General features: G+C 69.6%; 20 protein-coding genes and 1 pseudogene. 12 read left to right on the top strand and 9 right to left on the bottom strand.

Annotated elements, in window-relative coordinates:
- A partial coding sequence (locus VGH85_13310; GenBank protein ID HEY2174779.1) for a hypothetical protein occupies nucleotides 1–527 on the bottom strand: 527 nt, incomplete at its 3' end.
- A 228-nt stretch (nucleotides 528–755) separates the two neighbouring features.
- On the opposite strand from VGH85_13310, the gene VGH85_13305 reads away from it, so the two are divergent.
- Nucleotides 756–1,733 carry a hypothetical protein gene (locus VGH85_13305; protein HEY2174778.1) on the top strand — a complete coding sequence of 326 codons (978 nt, stop codon included), beginning with the start codon at nucleotides 756–758 and terminating at the stop codon, nucleotides 1,731–1,733.
- Between the two features lie 65 nt (nucleotides 1,734–1,798).
- On the opposite strand, the gene VGH85_13300 is transcribed toward VGH85_13305, so the two are convergent.
- Nucleotides 1,799–2,878 (bottom strand): inositol-3-phosphate synthase, encoded by a 1,080-nt coding sequence (locus VGH85_13300; protein ID HEY2174777.1) that lies wholly within the window; start codon nucleotides 2,876–2,878, stop codon nucleotides 1,799–1,801.
- 52 nt (nucleotides 2,879–2,930) lie between these two features.
- Nucleotides 2,931–3,500, bottom strand: coding sequence for a PadR family transcriptional regulator (locus VGH85_13295; protein ID HEY2174776.1), 570 nt, complete (start codon nucleotides 3,498–3,500; stop codon nucleotides 2,931–2,933).
- A gap of 213 nt (nucleotides 3,501–3,713) precedes the next feature.
- On the opposite strand from VGH85_13295, the gene VGH85_13290 reads away from it, so the two are divergent.
- The 4 genes and pseudogenes from VGH85_13290 to VGH85_13275 all read left to right on the top strand — a co-directional run bounded on the left by VGH85_13290 (nucleotide 3,714) and on the right by VGH85_13275 (nucleotide 8,337).
- On the top strand, nucleotides 3,714–4,118 hold the full coding sequence (locus tag VGH85_13290; GenBank protein HEY2174775.1) for a DUF5318 family protein: 405 nt from the start codon (nucleotides 3,714–3,716) through the stop codon (nucleotides 4,116–4,118).
- Between the two features lie 88 nt (nucleotides 4,119–4,206).
- Nucleotides 4,207–6,333, top strand: a complete 2,127-nt coding sequence (locus VGH85_13285; GenBank protein HEY2174774.1) for a transglycosylase domain-containing protein — start codon at nucleotides 4,207–4,209, stop codon at nucleotides 6,331–6,333.
- Nucleotides 6,334–6,383: 50 nt separating this feature from the next.
- On the top strand, nucleotides 6,384–7,205 hold the full coding sequence (locus VGH85_13280; protein HEY2174773.1) for a class I SAM-dependent methyltransferase: 822 nt from the start codon (nucleotides 6,384–6,386) through the stop codon (nucleotides 7,203–7,205).
- A 52-nt stretch (nucleotides 7,206–7,257) separates the two neighbouring features.
- Nucleotides 7,258–8,337: pseudogene (locus VGH85_13275) on the top strand (glycosyltransferase 87 family protein).
- Between the two features lie 263 nt (nucleotides 8,338–8,600).
- Here the strand turns inward: VGH85_13275 and VGH85_13270 are convergent.
- The 4 genes from VGH85_13270 to VGH85_13255 all read right to left on the bottom strand — a co-directional run bounded on the left by VGH85_13270 (nucleotide 8,601) and on the right by VGH85_13255 (nucleotide 12,446).
- A complete protein-coding gene (locus VGH85_13270) occupies nucleotides 8,601–9,983 on the bottom strand; it encodes a glycosyltransferase 87 family protein (GenBank protein ID HEY2174772.1) in 1,383 nt (460 codons plus the stop codon).
- Nucleotides 9,980–10,771, bottom strand: a complete 792-nt coding sequence (locus VGH85_13265; protein HEY2174771.1) for a deoxyribonuclease IV — start codon at nucleotides 10,769–10,771, stop codon at nucleotides 9,980–9,982. Before VGH85_13265 ends, VGH85_13270 begins: the two co-directional genes overlap by 4 nt.
- Before the next feature lie 76 nt (nucleotides 10,772–10,847).
- Nucleotides 10,848–11,402 (bottom strand): hypothetical protein, encoded by a 555-nt coding sequence (locus VGH85_13260; protein ID HEY2174770.1) that lies wholly within the window; start codon nucleotides 11,400–11,402, stop codon nucleotides 10,848–10,850.
- 33 nt (nucleotides 11,403–11,435) lie between these two features.
- Complete coding sequence (locus VGH85_13255) at nucleotides 11,436–12,446, bottom strand: SDR family oxidoreductase (GenBank protein HEY2174769.1); 1,011 nt, start codon at nucleotides 12,444–12,446, stop codon at nucleotides 11,436–11,438.
- A 356-nt stretch (nucleotides 12,447–12,802) separates the two neighbouring features.
- Here VGH85_13255 and VGH85_13250 point away from each other — a divergent pair, with 356 nt between their 5' ends.
- Nucleotides 12,803–14,257 (top strand): FAD-binding oxidoreductase, encoded by a 1,455-nt coding sequence (locus VGH85_13250; protein HEY2174768.1) that lies wholly within the window; start codon nucleotides 12,803–12,805, stop codon nucleotides 14,255–14,257.
- 34 nt (nucleotides 14,258–14,291) lie between these two features.
- Here the strand turns inward: VGH85_13250 and VGH85_13245 are convergent, their stop codons facing one another.
- Both VGH85_13245 and VGH85_13240 read right to left on the bottom strand, forming a co-directional pair.
- Complete coding sequence (locus tag VGH85_13245; protein ID HEY2174767.1) at nucleotides 14,292–14,720, bottom strand: VOC family protein; 429 nt, start codon at nucleotides 14,718–14,720, stop codon at nucleotides 14,292–14,294.
- Complete coding sequence (locus tag VGH85_13240) at nucleotides 14,717–15,193, bottom strand: helix-turn-helix transcriptional regulator (GenBank protein HEY2174766.1); 477 nt, start codon at nucleotides 15,191–15,193, stop codon at nucleotides 14,717–14,719. The genes VGH85_13245 and VGH85_13240 overlap by 4 nt, the downstream gene beginning before the upstream one ends.
- Nucleotides 15,194–15,401: 208 nt before the next feature.
- On the opposite strand from VGH85_13240, the gene rpsF reads away from it, so the two are divergent.
- From rpsF to VGH85_13210, 6 genes are all read left to right on the top strand, one after another.
- Complete coding sequence (gene rpsF / locus VGH85_13235) at nucleotides 15,402–15,692, top strand: 30S ribosomal protein S6 (GenBank protein HEY2174765.1); 291 nt, start codon at nucleotides 15,402–15,404, stop codon at nucleotides 15,690–15,692.
- A 145-nt stretch (nucleotides 15,693–15,837) separates the two neighbouring features.
- Nucleotides 15,838–16,347: a single-stranded DNA-binding protein gene (locus VGH85_13230; GenBank protein ID HEY2174764.1), complete on the top strand. Its 510-nt coding sequence runs from the start codon at nucleotides 15,838–15,840 to the stop codon at nucleotides 16,345–16,347.
- 51 nt (nucleotides 16,348–16,398) lie between these two features.
- Complete coding sequence (gene rpsR, locus VGH85_13225) at nucleotides 16,399–16,635, top strand: 30S ribosomal protein S18 (protein HEY2174763.1); 237 nt, start codon at nucleotides 16,399–16,401, stop codon at nucleotides 16,633–16,635.
- A 13-nt stretch (nucleotides 16,636–16,648) separates the two neighbouring features.
- The gene (rplI, locus tag VGH85_13220; protein ID HEY2174762.1) at nucleotides 16,649–17,095 is read left to right on the top strand and encodes a 50S ribosomal protein L9; all 447 of its coding nucleotides are present in this window, start codon (nucleotides 16,649–16,651) and stop codon (nucleotides 17,093–17,095) included.
- A 98-nt stretch (nucleotides 17,096–17,193) separates the two neighbouring features.
- Nucleotides 17,194–17,589: an SHOCT domain-containing protein gene (locus tag VGH85_13215; GenBank protein HEY2174761.1), complete on the top strand. Its 396-nt coding sequence runs from the start codon at nucleotides 17,194–17,196 to the stop codon at nucleotides 17,587–17,589.
- A 215-nt stretch (nucleotides 17,590–17,804) separates the two neighbouring features.
- A partial coding sequence (locus tag VGH85_13210) for an aminoglycoside phosphotransferase family protein (GenBank protein ID HEY2174760.1) occupies nucleotides 17,805–18,531 on the top strand: 727 nt, incomplete at its 3' end.

Here is an 18,531-nt window from a genome sequence, read left to right as displayed (position 1 = left end):
CCGGTGCCGACATCCAGCGCCCGCATCACCCGCCGCCGCGGGGTGAGGTCGGCGAGGGTCCGGGACGGGTTCTGCACTCCGGGAACGACGTCGGGCCGGCCGAGCTGCGAACTCGGGTCGGACGCGAGCATCAGGTCTTCCCCAGGGGCGCTGTGCGGGACGACCCGCGCCGTCGGCTCGATCCACGCCGCGTTCCGGCGTAGCAGCCGGGCCGCGACCAGGGCGTCGACCGCCTTGGCCCCCAACCGCTCCTCCGCGGTCGACGTTTCGAGGGCGTCCTCGACGATGAGCAGCTTCACCAGCGCGGCCGCCGGATCGGTGCTCTGCTCCAGCCGGCGCCGGACGACCGGACGTTGGCCGGCGTCGGCCAGGATGTCGCCACGGGCGGCGAGCAGCGTTCGTACCGCCGCCGCCGTATAGCCGAAGTCGGCCAGCACCTGCCGGGCCGCGATCAGCACGTCCCGTGACGGTGGCGCGGCCAGGAGCTCGGACTCCTCCGGCGTGGCGTTCCCCGATTCGATGTCCACGCGCGCCTCCCCCCGCCGCACCATATTCACCTCGCGCCCTCCCCGCAGCCCGCCATTCCGCGTGAACGTCACGTTCAAGCGCTCTAGCCGCATGAACGTGACGTTCACGCGGAATCGTGGGCGTCCGCAAGGCGCACGTTCGAGACTTGTCCACAGGAGAACGCCGGTTGTCCACAGATCTGTAGCCCGTACTGACTGGATGGAACGCCGTACCGCATCGTGCCCGGCATGCCTCGACGATCGGCGGTGGACTGGAACGCGGTGGCGTGGTCCGCTCCCCACAGCGTCCTCAGTCTCCGTGAGCTCGAGGAATTGGGCGTGCCGACCCGGACCGTGTCGGATCGGTGCTCCCGCACCGGCCCCTGGACCCGGCTGTTGCCCGGTGTCGTCATGTTCAGCAGCGGTACGCCGACCTGGCATCAGCTTCTGGACGCCGCGCTCCGATACGCCGGCCCAGACGCGGTGCTCACCGGCGCCGCCGGCATTCGGCTGCACGGGCTGCGTCGAGGTCCGCAGTCCGACGAGGTGCACATTCTCATCCCCGGGTCACGACAGCGAGCGAGCCATTCGATCGTGGTGATCGAACGCACCATCCGGATGCCGGCCGCAATAAGGCGCTCCGGGTTTCCGGTCGCGCCGGCGGCCAGATCGGTCCTGGACTGCGTACGCCGACTCCGCGACGTCGACCGGGTCCGTGCGTTGATCGCCGAGTCGGTCCAAGCAGGGCTGGTCAGCACGTCAGCGCTGACCGAAGAACTCCGGCTGAGCCCGAGTCGGGGTACGGCGCTTCCCCGTCTGGTTCTGCAAGAGGTCTCCGCCGGAGTTCGGTCAACGGCCGAGGCGTGGGGCAGGACACTCCTGTTCTCGAGCGACCTGCCCACCGCCCGCTGGAACGTCGACATCCATGACGAGCGCGGCGTCTTCCTTGCAAGACCGGATGCGTGGTTTGACGACGTCGCTCTTGCGTGGGAGATCGACTCGTACGAGTTTCACCTGTCACCGTCGGACTACGCCCGGACGCTCGCCCGACATGCAGCGATGACGGCGGCTGGCATCGTCGTCGTGCACACCCTGCCGTCCCGGGTGCGCACCGAATCGGCGGCCGTGCTGAGAGAGCTACTGGGCGCCTACCGACTGGCGGCAGCGCGACCCCGTCCGCCGGTCACCGCGCGTCCCGACCCGTCCCCCCATTCCGCATCAACGTGACATTGATGCGGCTAGAGCGCTTGAACGTGACGTTCAAGCGGAATGGGGGACGGAGGGGGACCGGATCAGCGGTCGACTTCGCCGCGGATGAACTTCTCGACCAGCTCGCGGGCCTCGTCGTCGCGGTGCTGCACCGGCGGCGACTTCATGAAGTAGCTCGACGCGGACAGCAGCGGACCACCGATGCCGCGGTCCTTGGCGATCTTCGCCGCGCGTACGGCGTCGATGATGATGCCGGCCGAGTTGGGTGAGTCCCACACCTCGAGCTTGTACTCCAGGTTGAGCGGGACGTCGCCGAAGGCGCGACCCTCGAGCCGCACGTAGGCCCACTTCCGGTCATCCAGCCACGCGACGTAGTCCGACGGTCCGATGTGGACGTTGTCCTTGCCGATGTCGTGGGAGACCTGTGAGGTGACGGCCTGCGTCTTCGAGACCTTCTTCGACTCCAGCCGGTCGCGCTCCAGCATGTTCATGAAGTCCATGTTGCCGCCGACGTTGAGCTGCATCGTGCGGTCGAGGATGACGCCGCGGTCCTCGAACAGCGTCGCGAGCACGCGGTGGGTGATGGTCGCGCCGACCTGGCTCTTGATGTCGTCGCCGACGATGGGTACGCCGGCCTCCTCGAACTTCTTGGCCCACTCCGGCGTACCGGCGATGAAGACCGGCAGCGCGTTGACGAACGCGACACCCGCGTCGATCGCACACTGCGCGTAGAAGCGGTCCGCGTCCTCGGAACCCACCGGCAGATAGGAGACGAGTACGTCGGCCCCGGAGTCTCTGAGCGCGCGCACGACGTCGACCGGGTGGTCGTCGGACTCCTCGATCGTCTCCCGGTAGTACTTGCCCAGGCCGTCGAGCGTGTGCCCGCGCTGGACGGTGACGTCGAGGGGCGGCACGTCCGCGAACTTGATGGTGTTGTTCTGGCTGGCGAGGATGGCCTCGGACAGATCGCGCCCGACCTTCTTCGCATCGACGTCGAACGCCGCGACGAACTGCAGGTCGCTGACGTGGTAGTCGCCGAACTTTACGTGCATCAGGCCCGGCACCCGGGCACCTGCTTCGGCGTCCCGGTAGTACTCCACGCCCTGGACGAGCGACGCGGCGCAGTTGCCGACGCCGACGACGGCGACCCGAATGGCACCCATCGCGGCACTTCCTTTCGTCGTAGTGACTTTCCTGTCGGGTGGTGCTGGTCGGTCAGTCCGCCGAACGATCCGGCGGGTCGGGATCATCGAGCTGCTCGTGCGCGATCAGCTCGTCGAGCCAGCGGACCTCGCGGTCGACCGACTCGAGGCCGTGCTTGTGCAGCTCGCGGGTGTAGCGGTCGACGCGCTCCCGGGTCCGGGCGAGCGCGGCCCGCATCCCCTCACGCCGCTCCTCGACCCGGCGGCGGCGGCCCTGCAGGATCCGCAGGCGTACGTCGGCGCGGGTCTGGGAGAAGAACGCGAAATGCACCCCGAACTGGTCGTCGTCCTCCCACGCCGTCGGACCGGCGTCGGCCAGGAGCTCGGCGAACCGTTCTTTGCCCTGCCCCGTGAGCTGGTAGACGATCTTGCCGCGGCGGCCGGTGAGCGCCGGCACGCCGCTTGACGGCGCCGGGTCGCTCTGACTGATCCAGCCGCGGTTCTTCATCCGCCGCAGCGTCGGGTAGAGCGACCCGTAGGAGAACGCCCGCAGCGTGCCGAGCAGCGTGTTGAGCCGCTTCCGCAGCTGATACCCGTGCATCGGCTCCTCGTGGAGCAGCCCGAGGATCGCGAACTCCAGCATCCGCGGACCTCCCTCGCACAGGCGCTACGCTGACCCAGAAGCTGACAAAGCGTTCGTCATGTCATCTCGCCTCGATGTATCGGCGCGATATGTCACGACGATAGGACGCGATCACCATCCGGCGCAACCCGGCCCGGACCGGGCGAACCGTCATCGACCGGAATGACCCGGCTCGCACCGGACGGGGTCGCCCGTCGGCGTACTCTGTCGCGGGTGAACCGCCGCTCGATCGTCGACTACGCATTGCAGCGCCGCGCGCTGCTCGCGGACGTCTACGCGGGCCGGGTCGGCACCTTCGAGGTGTGCGACGCGCACCCCTATCTGCAGCGGGCCGCGAAGTATCACGGCGAGGCGTCCGAGGCCACCTGCCCGGTCTGCCGCAAGGAGCGGCTCATCCACGTGCACTACGTGTACGGCGACCGGCTGGGCCACGTGTCGGGGCAGGCAAAGTCCCCCAAAGAGTTGCCCAGACTCGCGTCAGCGCACGGCGAGTTCACGGTCTATGTGGTGGAGGTCTGTCGGACCTGCGGTTGGAACCACCTGGCCCTCTCCTACGTGCTCGGGCACGGTGGCGAGGCCGCCGGGGCCGACGAGGGTCGGCAGGCCGCACGCAAGTAGCTGGCCCGCCGGCAGCCGGTGATCACCAGCCCGGGCAGGCGGCGTACGACGAGAAAGGGAACCAGGCACGGTGACATCGGATTCGACCATGCCTGGGGGGGCCGGAGATGACCGTGGGCGGCGAGACACGCGGTCCACGAGGCACACCAAGCGCGCCAAACGCCGCCGGCGGAGGCGCTGGATCGCCTTCATCAGCCTGGGCGTCTTCCTCGTCCTGGTGATCGGCGTGGTCGGAGTGCTCTACGCCGCGATGCAGATCCCGCTGCCCGACCAGATCAAGACCAGCCAGGTCTCCACGATCACCTACAACGACGGCAAGACGGTGATGGCCCGGGTCGGCGCGCAGAATCGCACCGACGTCCCGCTGTCGAAGGTGCCGCCGCACGTCCGCTGGTCGGTGCTCGCGGCAGAGGATCGCGGTTACTACGGCGAACCCGGCATCTCGGTCACCGGCATCGCCCGGGCCGCGTGGGCGGACATCCGCGGCGGTGACGTGCAGGGCGGGTCGACGATCACCCAGCAGTACGTGAAGAACGCCTACTTGACGCAAGAGCGGACGCTGAGTCGCAAGTTCAAAGAGATCGTCATGGCGGTCAAGCTCGACCACCAGTACAGCAAGGACCAGATCCTCGACTGGTATCTCAACACCATCTACTTCGGCCGCGGCGCCTACGGGATCGAGGCGGCGGCGGAGACCTACTTCGGCAAGCCGGTCAGCGCGCTCTCGGTCGCCGAGGGCGCGGTACTCGCCTCGAGCATCCGCGCGCCGGCGCTCTACGACCCGGACAGTCACCCGGCGGCGGCCAAGGCCCGCTGGCACTTCGTCATCGACGGCATGACGAAGATGGGCAAGCTCGACGCGGCCCAGGCTGCCGCGACGCGCTACCCCAAGGTCCGCGCGATCGGCACCGGCACCCTCAACCAGTTCAGTGGGCCGCGTGGCTACATCGTCAACCAGGTCAAGGACGAACTCGCGGCGGCCGGATTCGACGAAGCCCGGCTCAACCGCGACGGACTGCGCGTCGTCACGACCATCGACCCCAAGGCGGAGGAGGCCGCGCAGAGCGCGGTGCGGACCGTCTTCCACGGCCAGACCAAGGACCTGCGTCAGGCGCTGGTCGCCGTGGCGCCGGGCACCGGGAAGGTGCTCGCCTATTACGGCGGCTCCTCCGGCTACGGCTTCGACTACGCCCAGGCCTGGCGGCAGCCGGGATCGTCGTTCAAGCCCTACGTGCTCGCGACGGCGCTCGCACAACACCAGCGCGGCGAGGGCAACATCAGCGACTACACGAAGTACGACGGCAGCTCGCCGCAGACCTTCGGCGGCGTCGTCGTGCACAACTCCGACGGCGAGTCGTGTGGCGTCTGCACCGCGCGTACGGCGATGAAGATGTCGCTGAACACGGTCTTCTACCGGATGGGTCTGCAGGTCGGGCCGGACAACGTCGCGGCGACGGCGCATGCCGCCGGAGTCCCGGTCCGGCGTACCGACACCTCCACCCCGACCCTGCGCGACGCCGACGGCCACACCGAGGCCGGCATCTCGATCGGTCAGTACGAGGTACGCCCGATCGACCAGGCGGCCGGCTTCGCGACATTCGCCGACGGCGGCATCGCGCACAAGCCCTACTTCGTGCAGAAGGTGATCGACGCCAGCGGCCACGTGCTCTACCAGCACGCTCCGACCGAGCGGCGGGCGTTCAGCCCGCAGGTCGCCAACGACACGACGTACTCGATGGAGCAGGTCGCCGCGTGGTCGCACCGCCCGCTCGCCGACGGCCGGCAGTCGGCGTCGAAGACCGGCACCGCCCAGCTCGGCGAGACCGGCCAGAACAAGGACGCCTGGATGGTCGGCTTCACCCCGCAGGTGTCGGCCGCGGTCTGGGTCGGCACCGACAGCAGCAAGCCGATCGTCGACGCCACGACCGGGAACATCGTCTACGGCAGCGGCCTTCCGGGGCGGACCTGGCAGGCATTCATGGACGCATATCTGGCCGGGAAGCCCGCACTGCGCCTCGCCGCGCACACCGCGATCGGGCACCCGGCGCCCAAGCCGAAGCCGAAGCCGACGACTCCGCCGCCGACCACGACATCGCCTCCGACGACGACTCCGCCGCCGACCACGACGCCACCTCCGACGACGACTCCGCCGCCGAGCTCGGGCCCACCGCCGATACCCCCGCTGCCGACCCTGCCCACGTTGCCGCTGCGCTGACCCGCGAAAACGACTGGACCGTGGCCGCGCCCTGCGGCGACGATCGGAGCATGTCCGACCCGGTGCTCGACCCGTCGATCCTCGCCTTCTATCGAGACCGGTACGACGAGGACGTGCGGCTGACCCGCTCCCGGCATGGTCAGCTGGAGTTCCGGCGGACAGAGGAACTGCTCCGCGGCACCATGCCGCCGGCGCCCGCGGACGTGCTCGACATCGGCGGCGGCACCGGGGTGCACGCGAGCTGGCTCGCCGCTGCCGGTTACCGGGTCCGGTTGGTCGACCCGGTGCCCGCGCATGTGGAGCGGGCCGGCCGGCTCGCCGGTGTCACCGCGACCGTCGGCGATGCGCGCGCGCTCGACGTTGCCGACGACAGCGCGGACGTCGCGCTGCTGCTCGGTCCGCTCTACCACCTCGTGCGCCGCGACGACCGCCACCAGGCCCTGTCCGAGGCGGCCCGCGTCGTCCGCCCGGGCGGGCTGGTCGTCGTCGCGGCCATCAGCCGCTTCGCGGCGCTGCTCGAGCTCGCCGGACTCGGCCGGATCACGAGCGACCCCGCGCTCGGCGATCTCGCCGAGCTGATCGACACCGGGATCAACCACGACGACCCGAACGGGTTCACGACCGGCTACTTCCACCGCGCGGAGGAGCTTGCGGCCGAACTCGCCGCCGCGCGACTGGACGATCCGGTGGTGGTGGGCATCGAGGGACCGGCCGCTCCCGCGCTGGACAACGCGCCCGACGATCGGGCCGATGACGTCATGGAGTCCGCGATCCGGTGCGCGCGGCTGGTTCAGTCCGAACCTGCGCTCATGGCGGCGAGCCCGCACCTGCTCGGCGTGGCCCGGGTGCCTCTGGTGGCGTCCGGCGGCTGAGAGCCGGCGCGCCCGGCAGGTCGAGGAGGGTCGCGGCGGGGCGTGCGGCAGCATGGTGCCCGTGATCGACCGCCTGCTGCCGACCCGCGCCGACCCGGTCGCGCGCGCGGCGAGCACGCCGTTCGGCGGGCCCTGGGGGCGCCACGGCATCGTCGGGCGGCAGTGGTTCTGGACTCCGGTCCGTGTCCTGCTCGCCATGGCGCTGCTGACCCTGGCGCTCGGCTGGGCGCAGAAGTCGCCCTGTCAGACCGGCAACTGGGCGCTGTCCAAGCCGGTGTCCGACGGGAAGGGCCACACGCAGTACATCCTCGGCCGCGAATACGTGTGGATGTGCTACTCCGACGTCATCCCGCTCTACGGCAGCGAGGGCCTCGACCAGAACAAGATCCCCTATCGCGATCACGCCGTTGAATACCCGGTCCTCACCGGCGGCTTCATGTACGTTGCCGCCGAACTCGCCCGGGGCTACCAGAGCCTGGCCGCAGACGCCTCCTCCGTGTTACCGCGCCCGCCCTCGGTGCAGACCTACTGGGAGGTCACCGTCCTGCTGCTGGTGCTGTGCGCGCTGGTGATGGTCTGGGCGACCTCCCGGTTAGCCGGGCCGCGGGTGTGGGACGCCGCGATGGTCGCCCTCTCCCCGCTGCTGATCGTGCAGGCGTTCACCAACTGGGATCTGTTCGCCGTCGCCCTGGCGACGGCCGGCATGCTGGCGTGGTCGCGGCGTAGACACCGGTGGGCCGGGGTGCTGATCGGGCTCGGCGCCGCGGCCAAGCTCTACCCGCTCTTCCTCCTCGGCCCGCTGTTCGTGCTCTGCCTGCGGGCGGGGAAGCTCCGCGAATTCGCGACCACGCTGGCCTGGGCGGTCGGCGCGTGGCTGGTGGTCAACCTGCCGGTCGCGATCGCCTACCCGACCAGCTGGAAGACCTTCTTCTCGCTCAACTCCAGCCGCCCGGCCGACCCCGACACGCTGTGGAACGTCGCGCAGTACATCAAGGGCGGCCCGTCGTTCCCCGTCGGCGGGCTCAACGCGACCACGGTGCTGCTCTTCGCCGCGGTGTGCGTGTTCATCGCCGTCCTCGCTCTGAAGGCGCCGCGCCGCCCGCGGTGGCCGCAGCTGGCGTTTCTCGTCGTCGCCGGGTTCCTCATCACCAACAAGGTGTGGAGCCCGCAGTACTCGCTCTGGCTGATCCCGCTGGCCGTGCTCGCCCGGCCGTCGTGGCGGATGTACCTGTCCTGGCAGGCCGCTGAGGTGCTGCTGTGGTTCCCGCGGATGTATTGGTATCTGCTCACCCAGGAGCAGGGTTATCAGAACCAGGGGCTCAAGCTCGACCTGCGCGGGATCGGCGAGGAGTGGTTTCTCGCCGCGGTGGTGATCCGTACGGCGCTCGTCGTGCTCTATTGCGTGCTGGTGGTCCGCGACGTGCTCCGCCCCGGGCGCGACGTCGTCCGCGCGACCGGGGTCGACGACCCGACGGGAGGGGTGCTCGACGGAGCACCGGACCGGTCGGCGTCCGTCGCGCCGCCGCGCGCCCTGACGGCCAGCGGCGAGACCAGGAACACGACGTAGAGCAGGACGAGCATCACCGCGCGGCCCCACACACCGAGCACGGCGGCCTCTTTGGCGAGTCCCTCGTCGCCGCCTGCGGTGAGCACGCCGTACCACTCGAAGAGCCCCGCGAAGAGCAGTGCGTCGAAGACCCAGTAGCTGACCCACCACCCCCAGCGGACCCGGATCAGGACGAAGAACGGAAGCAGCCAGAGCAGGTACTGCGGCGAGTGCACCTTGTTGAGCAGCAGGAACCCGCACAGCATCGCGCCGCTGACCTGGATCCACGGATAGGGCTCGCCGCCACGGGTGCGCCGCCAGCCGTAGCCGAGCGCCCCGGCCCAGGCGACCAGGATCAGGATGGGGGTGAGCCAGTTGAGGGTCCCGGTCGAGATCCCGCCGAACCCCCAGAACCAGATGGAGTTGGTGGTGATGCCGGCGTGGCGTTCCTTCTGGAACGCATACGTCGCCCACCAGCCGTGCGGATTGATGAGCAGGAACGGCAGGTTGATCAGCAGCCAGAGCCCGCCTGCGGTCAGCGCGACCCGGACCGCGCCGCGCCGGTCGCGGGCGGCCAGCCGCTCCAGGATCAACGGGAACACGAACATCGCCGGATAGAGCTTGAGCGCCGCACCGACGGCGAGCCACGCCGCCGCGGCCACCGGCCGACCGCGCCACCAGGCCCACACGGCGGCCGCGAACGACGCACAGACAAGCAGGTCCCAGTTGAGGTAGCCGTAGAAGATCAGTGCCGGGGCGGCGGCCCAGATCAGCGCGCGCCGGCCGGTCAGCTTCGCCAGCAGCCAGGCGGTGATCACCCCGAACGGCGCCAGGAAGACGGCGGAGATCGCGAGGAACTGCCCGTCGGTGTGGGCGAAGAGCGCGGTGAGCCAGACGAACAGGCCGGTGAGGACGGGGTATTCGATGGCGCCGTTGAGGAGGTTTTCCCCGAGCAGGCTCCCGTGCACGTAGGGGAAGACGTGATCGGAGATGCCGCGTTGCGGCCACAGCTGCTGGATGTCGGAGTAGCAGAGGTAGGTGTTCTTGTGGGCCTCGAACGCCGTCGATATCCCGTTCGCATCGTAGGTCGGCCCGATGCAGGACACCTTGCCGAACCAGCCGAGGATCAGCATGAGTACGGCGACTCCGACGACCAGTCCGACCGGACCGACCCACCGGGCCCGCACTGCTCCGCCGTCGCTGTCGGCCTCCGCCGGGGCCGGCGAACTCACCGGGCCGATGCGCCGGCCAGCTGCCGGCGTAGGAAGGCGATGTCGGAGCCCTGCCCCTTCGCCCCGCCCGGCGTCTCGCAGACCACGGGCGCCTGTGCGGCGGCGACGGTGGCGACCAACTGGTCGGGATCGATCTGACCGGAGCCGAGGTTTTCGTGCCGGTCCCGACCGGAGCCGAATTCATCCTTGGAGTCGTTGGCGTGCACCAGGTCGATCCGCCCGGTGATCGCCCGGACCCGGTCGATGATGCCGTCGAAGTCCTCCCCCGCCGCATGGGCGTGGCAGGTGTCGAGGCAGAAGCCGGGGTCGAACTCTCCGATGGCGTCCCAGAGCCGGGCGAGGCCGTCGAAATGGCGGACCATCGCGTTGTCCCCGCCGGCCGTGTTCTCGACCAGGATCGGCAGCGGGAACCCGCCGTCGGAGGCGGTGCGCTCGAAGAGCTTGCGCCAGTTGGCGTAGCCCTCGTCCGGGTCGTCGCCGGCGTTGACGTGGCCGCCGTGCACGATCAGCCCCCGTGCTCCGAGCGATGCCGCGGCCTTCGCGTGCGACGCCAGCAGCTTGCGACTGGGGATCCGGATCCGGTTGTTCTTGGTCGCGACGTTGAGCACGTAGGGCGCGTGGATGTAGAGCGCGAGGTCGGAAGCCCGGATCGCGTCGGCGTCCTCGCGCGGACGCGGATCCTTCCAGCCCTGCGGGTCGGCCAGGAATGTCTGGACGAGATCCGCCTCACGGGCCGCGCCCTCGGCGAGGGGGTCGGCAGGGTCCACGTGGGCGCCGATCAGCTGCATGGCGACAGGCTACGCGGAGCCCCGGACATCCTCGACGCGCCCGGGCGGGCGCCTCCGCCGCGACCCGTCGTCGCCGTCAGGTCCGGGGTCCGGCGCAGTTCGCGGGCTGGTCGTTGCCGCTGACCTTGAACTCCGAACAGGTCATGAACCGGTAGTTGTACGACCCCACCAGGAACCCGGCCACGGCGACGGCGACCGTGAGTACGCCGAGCGCGATCCAGCGCTTCACGCTGCGTACCTCGCCGATCTGCGGGATGAAGGCGCGCGCCAGGAGGAAGAGCGTGTAGGGGAACGACGTCACGCCGATGAGCAGGCCGGAGATGCCCAGGCCCAGCTGGTGGTCGACGTCGGTCAGCGAGTCGGTGAACGCGACCGAGGCGACGAACCACCCAGTCGGCGCGATCAGCAGCAGCCGGCTCCACCAGCGCCGCGGCGCCGATCCACGCGGGGCGACGAACGTGGCCACGAGCGCCGCGAGGCTTGCCACGACGACGGCGTAGACGTCTTCGTAGAAGACCTGGCCGAACGCGCCGAGGTTGAAGGCGACCCGCCAGGTCACCAGGTTGAGGACGATCGCGGCGAAGAGGAACCGGCGGAACGCGTCGTCCTCCGCTGTACCCGCGCGGGCCATGCCGCTCCCTCGACGCGCTGCCTGGCGGGCGGCCTACGTGAGCACGGACAGCTGCGGGCTCGTCGCGAAGGTCACCAGCTGGTCGAAGATCCGGTCGGTGTCGGCGTCGACCTGCCGGCGGGCCGGGTCGGCGTCGTACCAGTCGATGATCTCGCGGGCGCCCTGTTCGAACGGGATCGACGCGACGAAATCGGGCACGAGATCGCGGACCTTGGAATTGTCGAAGGTCAGGCAATGGGTCTTGTCGCCGAGCAGCGGCGGGCCCCACGACGGTTCGACCGCGGCGATGGTGTCCGAGGCCACGTGCACGATGTTCGCCTGCACGCCGGCCGCGTCGGCCATGATCGAGTAGATCTGGTCCCAGGTCAGCGCGTCGTCGCTGGTGATGTGGAAGCTGTCGCCGACCGCCCGGGAATTGCCGAGCAGCCCGACGAAGGCGTGCGCGAAGTCGCGGTGGTGGGTCAGCGTCCACAGCGACGACCCGTCGCCGTGCACGACGACCTCCTTGCCGCGGCGCATGCGGTCGATCGTCGTCCACTTGCCCTCGAGCGGGATGCTGGTGCGGTCGTAGGTGTGCGCGGGGCGCACGATCGTCGCCGGGAACCCGTCCTCGCGGTAGGCCTTCACCAGCAACTCCTCGCAGGCGATCTTCGCCTGGGAGTAGCTCCAGATCGGGTTCCGCAGCGGCGACGATTCGATGATCGGCTGACGCCGCGGCGGCGTCTGGTACGCCGACGCCGAGCTGATGAACACGTACTGCCCGGTCCGGTCGGTGAACAGATCGATATCGGTCTGCACGTGCTCCGGGGTGAACGCGACGAAGTCGACGACCACGTCGAAGTCCTGGCTGCCGATCGCCTTGCGAGCGGAGGCGGCGTCGCGGATGTCGCCCTGCAGGACGTGCGCCCCCGCAGGCAGCGGCCGGGTCGATGTCTGTTTGCGGTTCAGCACATAAAGGTCGATGCCCAGGTCGACCGCCCGCTGCGCGCACGCCGAGCTGATGACGCCGGTCCCACCGATGAACAGCACCTTCAGGGAAGTCACCCGATCGCTCCTCAGTCTCGTCGTCATGGTCGGCTTACGCCGCGTCCAACCTAGTCCCGTGGGGTGGATCGACCGGCTCCGACGTCCGGGATGTGCCCCCGAGGCCGGTTGTCGAGGTGCCCAATCGCGCAGACCGCCTTGCTGGCAGGCAGAACGTCGTCGTTTACCCCAAAGCCGGGGCTCTGCCGGTCTACCGTTTGTGGCGTTCGGCGTTTCATCCGAGGTTGTCGCGGCGACGCCGCCGGCCCGGTCTGGAAGCCCTCGCGGGGGACGCGGGATCGACATTCCGGGGCGCATCGACCGTTGACGTCGGGACGCGCCGCCGAGGATCACCCGGCTCGCTGAGGAGACAGGTCATGGCCACACCCACGACAAGCACCCCGGCCACCTACGAGGAGTTCGCCCTCACCGTGCGCGGTCGACTGGTGAGCCCGGACGCAGCCGACTACGACGAGATGCGCGCGGTCTACAACGCCATGATCGACGTACGTCCCCAGATGATCGCCCGCTGCACGGACATCGCCGACGTCGTTTCCGCGGTGAACTTCGCCCGTGGCAACAACATGAAGGTGGCGATCCGCGGAGGCGGGCACAACGGTGGCGGGCTGGGCACCTGCGACGGACTGGTGATCGACCTGGCGGAGATGCACGGCGTGCACGTCGACCCGGTGCATGCGACCGCGACCGTGGAAGGCGGGGCGACCCTGGGCCTGATGGACCACGCGGCCAGCGCCTACGGACTGGCGACCCCGGCCGGCATCATCTCCACCACCGGGGTCGGCGGGCTGACGCTCGGCGGCGGGCTGGGTCACCTCACCCGCAAATACGGGCTCACCATCGACAACCTGCTCTCCGCCGACGTCGTACTCGCCGACGGCCGGATCGTGACCGCCGATGCCGATCACGAGCCGGACCTGTTCTGGGCGCTGCGCGGTGGCGGCGGCAACTTCGGGGTCGTGACGTCGTTCACCTTCGCTATGCATCCGGTCTCCGAAGTGATCGCCGGTCCGATGCTCTGGCCGCTCGACCGGGCCGCCGAGATTCTGACGTGGTACCGCGACTTCATGCCGGCCCAGCCGGAGGACCTCAACGCCTTCTTCGCTTTCATGACGGTGCCGCCGGGTCCCCCGTTCCCTGAGTCACTGTGGATGCAGAAGATGTGCGGCATCGTGGCCTGCTGGGCCGGGCCGGCCGACGGCGCCGACGCGGCGCTCGCCCCTGCCCGGGCTCTCGCGCCCGCCCTCGACGGGGTCGGCCCGATGCCCTATCCGGTGCTGCAGTCGGCGTTCGACGCGCTCTACCCGCGCGGGCAACAGTGGTATTGGCGGGCCGACTTCGTCGACACGATCTCCGACGAGGCGATCGCCCGTCACGTGGAGTTCGCGCACCTGCTGCCGACCCCGCAGAGCACCATGCACCTCTATCCGATCGACGGTGCGGTGCACCGCGTCGCCCCAGACGCCACCGCGTTCGCCTATCGCGACGCCAATTGGGCGCAGACGATCGTCGGCGTCGACCCGGATCCGGCGAACGCGCGGGCGATCACCGAGTGGACCGTCGCCTATCACGACGCGCTGCACCCGCACGCCGCCGGCGGCGCCTACGTCAACATGATGATGGACGAGGGACAGGAGCGGGTGCAGGCGAGCTACCGCGGCAACTACCAGCGGCTCACCGAGGTCAAGGGCCGCTACGACCCGGACAACCTCTTCCACGTCAACCAGAACATCCGGCCCGCCGCGGCGAACGGTGCCGCAGGCAACGGTGCCTCAGGAAACGGTGCCTCAGGAAACGGGGCGGCCCACAACTGAACCGGTCCGCCGAGCAGGTGGACCGGATCGCCGCTCAGGCGCCGATGTTCTCCCGGATCTGGGTGAGCCGGATGTGGTTGCCCGACGGGTCGCGGAATGCCGCGTCGATGCCGTAGGGGCGGTCCTCCGGCTTCTCGGTGAACTCGACGCCGCGGCCGACGAGCTCGTCGTAGGCGGCCCGGCAGTCCTCGGTGACGAGGAAGACCGTCCCCGCGAAGCCCTTCCCCATCAGGTCACGGACCTGCTCGGCCGTCTCCGTGTCCATGACAGGCGGGCCGGGGATGAGCATCAGCACGATCGCCACGTCGGGCTGGGCGGCCGGCCCGACGGACAGCCAGCGGAAGTTGCCCATCTCGGGAAGGGTGACGTCGGAGCGCACCTCGAAGCCGACCTTGCGGGTGTAGAACTCGAGCGCCGCCTGCTGGTCGTGCACCCACAGCTGCGCACTGCCGATGGTGATCATGTGTCCTCCTGCGTCGATGTGATCTCGTGACTCGACGCTATTGACGCGGCCGGCGGCCTGTCTTCTCCAAACGTGCGGTGTTGCGGGCGGCTGTAGGCACGCAGGACGCACGCCGGGACCAGGGCGAGGTCCGAGGCGGGCGGGAACGATCCGCGGTACGCGGTCGGCGACATGCGGTAGGTCCGGCGGAAGCTGGACGTGAACGACCCCACGCTGGAGAGGCCCACGGCGAAGCAGATGTCGGCCACCGACCGGTCCGTGTTGCGCAGCATCGCCGCCGCCCGCTCCAACCGCCGGGTCAGCAGGTAGGCGTGCGGCGACTCCCCGAACGCCCGGAGGAACTCGCGGCTGAAATGGGCGCGGGACAACCCGGCGGCGCGGGCCAGGTCGTCCACCCCGAGCGGCTCGATGAACCGGGCATCGGCCAGGTCCTTGGCGCGCACCAGGTGCCGGGCGAGCGGGACGGAGGCCATGCTCCACGGATATCCTGCTCAGACCGTCGCCGCGACCGCTGTTTGCCGCAAATGCCGGATCTGGCCGGCGTACGCCGTGCGCGGATCGGCCGCCGATCTGAGGTACCCTCCTACGGTCCCGCCGGTGATCGACCGTCGGGACGACGCGCACCCTCCTGCCACGGAGAGCCCGTGGCCGTTCTTTTAGTCCATAGGAGGTGAGTGGCTGTTGCGTCACTATGAGCTGATGGTGATCCTCGACCCCGATCTCGAGGAGCGCACCGTCGCACCGTCTCTCGACACGTTCCTCGGAGTCGTCCGCACCGACGGCGGCGCCGTGGAGAAGGTCGACATCTGGGGCCGGCGTCGGCTGTCCTACGAGATCGACAAGCACCTCGAGGGCATCTACGCGGTCATCAACCTGCAGGCCGAACCGCCGACCGTCGATGAGCTGGATCGCCAGCTCAACCTCAACGACGCGGTACTGCGGACCAAGGTCATCCGACCCAACCGGCACTGAGCCACCCGCTCAGGGTCCGTCCACAGGCGTCATCCACAGGGGTCATCCACAGGGTCATCCACAGGCCACCCGATCGTCGCTTGCCTGCACCGGCGACGCTCGTACGGTGTTCGGCGATGGCGCCCGACGGCAGAGGAGTTCACCCATGGCAGGCGAGACAGTCATCACCGTGGTCGGCAACCTGACCGCCGACCCGGAGTTGCGCTTCACCCCGAGCGGCGCCGCGGTCGCGAACTTCACCGTGGCCTCGACCCCACGCACGTTCGACCGGCAGACCAACGAGTGGAAGGACGGCGAAGCGCTGTTCCTGCGCTGCTCGGTCTGGCGGCAGGCGGCGGAGAACGTCGCCGAGTCGCTCACCCGCGGCGCCCGCGTCCTGGTCAGCGGCCGGCTCAAGCAGCGGTCGTTCGAGACCAAGGAGGGCGAGAAGCGGACCGTCATCGAACTCGACGTCGACGAGGTCGGTCCCTCACTGCGCTACGCCACCGCGAAGGTCAACAAGACCTCGCGCGGCAGCGGCGGTGGCGGAGGCGGGGGCGGCGGCTTCGGCGGGTCCGGATCGTCGTCGGGCGGTTCCGGCGGCGGGTCGGAGGACCCGTGGGCATCCGCGGCGCCGGCATCCAACTCCGGGCTCTCCGACGAGCCACCCTTCTAGTCGTCGGATCCCGACACCTTCATTCGCACAACACAGGAGCAAGTGATCACCATGGCCAAGGCGCCCGTGCGCAAGCCGAAGAAGAAGGTCTGCATCTTCTGCAAGGACAAGGTCAACTACATCGACTACAAGGACACCACGCTGCTGCGGAAGTTCATCTCCGACCGCGGCAAGATCCGGGCCCGTCGAGTGACCGGCAACTGCAGCCAGCACCAGCGCGAGGTGGCCGTCGCCATCAAGAACAGCCGCGAAATGGCGCTGCTGCCCTACACCAGCACCGCACGCTGAGGGAGGAGGACCTGTGAAGCTCATCCTCACCCAAGAGGTCACTGGTGTGGGCGCGCCGGGCGACATCGTCGATGTCGCCGACGGTTACGGACGCAACTATCTCGTGCCCCGCGGCTTCGCCATCTCATGGACCAAGGGCGGCGAGAAGCAGATCGCCCAGATCAAGCGTGCCCGCGACGTGCGGGAGGTTCGCGATCTCGGCCACGCCAAGGAGATCAAGGGCCAGCTCGAAGCGTTGTCGGTAAAGCTGCCGGCCAAGGCGGGCGACGGCGGGCGGCTCTTCGGCTCGGTGACGGCCGCCGACATCGCCTCGGCGGTGAAGGCCGCCGGCGGCCCGGACATCGACCGGCGCCGGATCGAGCTCAGCGGACACATCAAGAGCACCGGCACCCATGCCATCACCGTGAAGATCCACCCCGAGGTGGTCGCGTCGGTGTCGGTGGAGGTCGTCGCAGCCTGACCGGTTCACCCGTTTGGGGTGAGGCCACGCAGGGTGCTGCCCGCACACACTGACCCGAGGACCCCGTCGATGGCGGCCGGGCCTCGGGAGGTAGCACGATGAACTGGTTCTGGCATGTGTTGTGGATCTGCCTGGTCGTCATTCCGGTCACCCTGCTGTGGGTGTCCTGCCTGATCGACATCATTGTGCGGTCGGACCTGTCCGGCTGGGGCAAGGTCGGCTGGGTCCTCGCAGTACTGATCATCCCGTTGTTCGGCGCGCTGATCTACCTGATCGCCCGCCCCGCGACGGCCACGGACTCGCTCCTCGATGGTGGCGAGCCCCCGCCGGCGCGCACGACGACGCACGGCGGATCGACGACCGACGAGCTGACCCAACTGGCTCAGCTGCACGACAGCGGCAAGCTCACCGACGCCGAGTTCGCGGCGCAGAAGAGCCGGGTGTTGGGGTCCACGTCCGCGACGCCGAACCACGCGGCGGCACCCACCCCGTAGGTAGTGACCTGAGTGCTCACACTCAGCTCTCGCTGACCTCGGGGCGGGCGGTCCCGAGGTCAGCGAGCTCGTCGCGCCGCACCTCACCGTCTTTCACCATGGTGTTGGGATGGTGGTGGACTAGCGATTCCGGCGCGCGCCGACCCTCGAGTCCGCAGGTTGTCAGAGCCCCCGGGTAGACCGGGGACAGCGGACAACGGTGGAGCGTGACACGGATGACCAGTGGGCTCACCCAGCGGGAGGCGGACGTCGACGAGGAGCTCGCGCGCCATCTGCGTGCGCTGGGTCGCGATCCCGACGGCCTGCGCGCCGCTCGCCGGCTCGCCGGTGGCGCGTCCGGCTCCGGTGTCTTCCGCCTCGCCTTCGACGACGGGTCGAGCGCCGTGCTCAAGGTGACGACCAGGCCCGCGTGGCGGCCCAAGGCACAACGGGAGGCCCGGTTCTACGACGAACTGGCGCCCTCGGTGCCGGTGCGGGTGCCGCGCCTGCTGGCGAGCGCTGAGTCCGGGCCGGCCACCTGCCTCCTTCTCTCGGCCGCCGCACCTGCGCCGACACCGCTCCTGTGGGGCGATGCCGACTGGCTCCGGGTCGCGCGCGACCTCGGCGCCCTGCACGGGTCGGCCGGCGCGGGGCAGCTCGACCGGCTCCGGTGGCTGTCCCGACCGCGCCGGGTCCCGGCCGATGAGGTGCGCGCGGCGGTGGCCGCCTGGACCCGGCTCGGCTGCGGTCGCCTCGCGTTGTCTCTGCTGGGTCAGCGTCGCGCCCTCGACCGTGCTCTCGACGCGCTCCCCGTCGGGCTGATCCACGGTGATTGCCACACGGGCAACCTGCTGGTCGACGACTCCGGGGAGTTCTGCTGGGCCGACTGGCAGGAGGTGGGAGTCGGGCACGGCCCGGAGGACCTCGCGTTGCTCTGGCAGCGGGCCGAATTCGGCGGCGCCG

The organism is Mycobacteriales bacterium, assembly GCA_036497565.1.
Taxonomy (GTDB): domain Bacteria; phylum Actinomycetota; class Actinomycetes; order Mycobacteriales; family QHCD01; genus DASXJE01.
The sequence above is the reverse complement of the archived record's forward strand: the minus strand, read 5'-3'. Positions and strand labels throughout refer to the sequence as shown.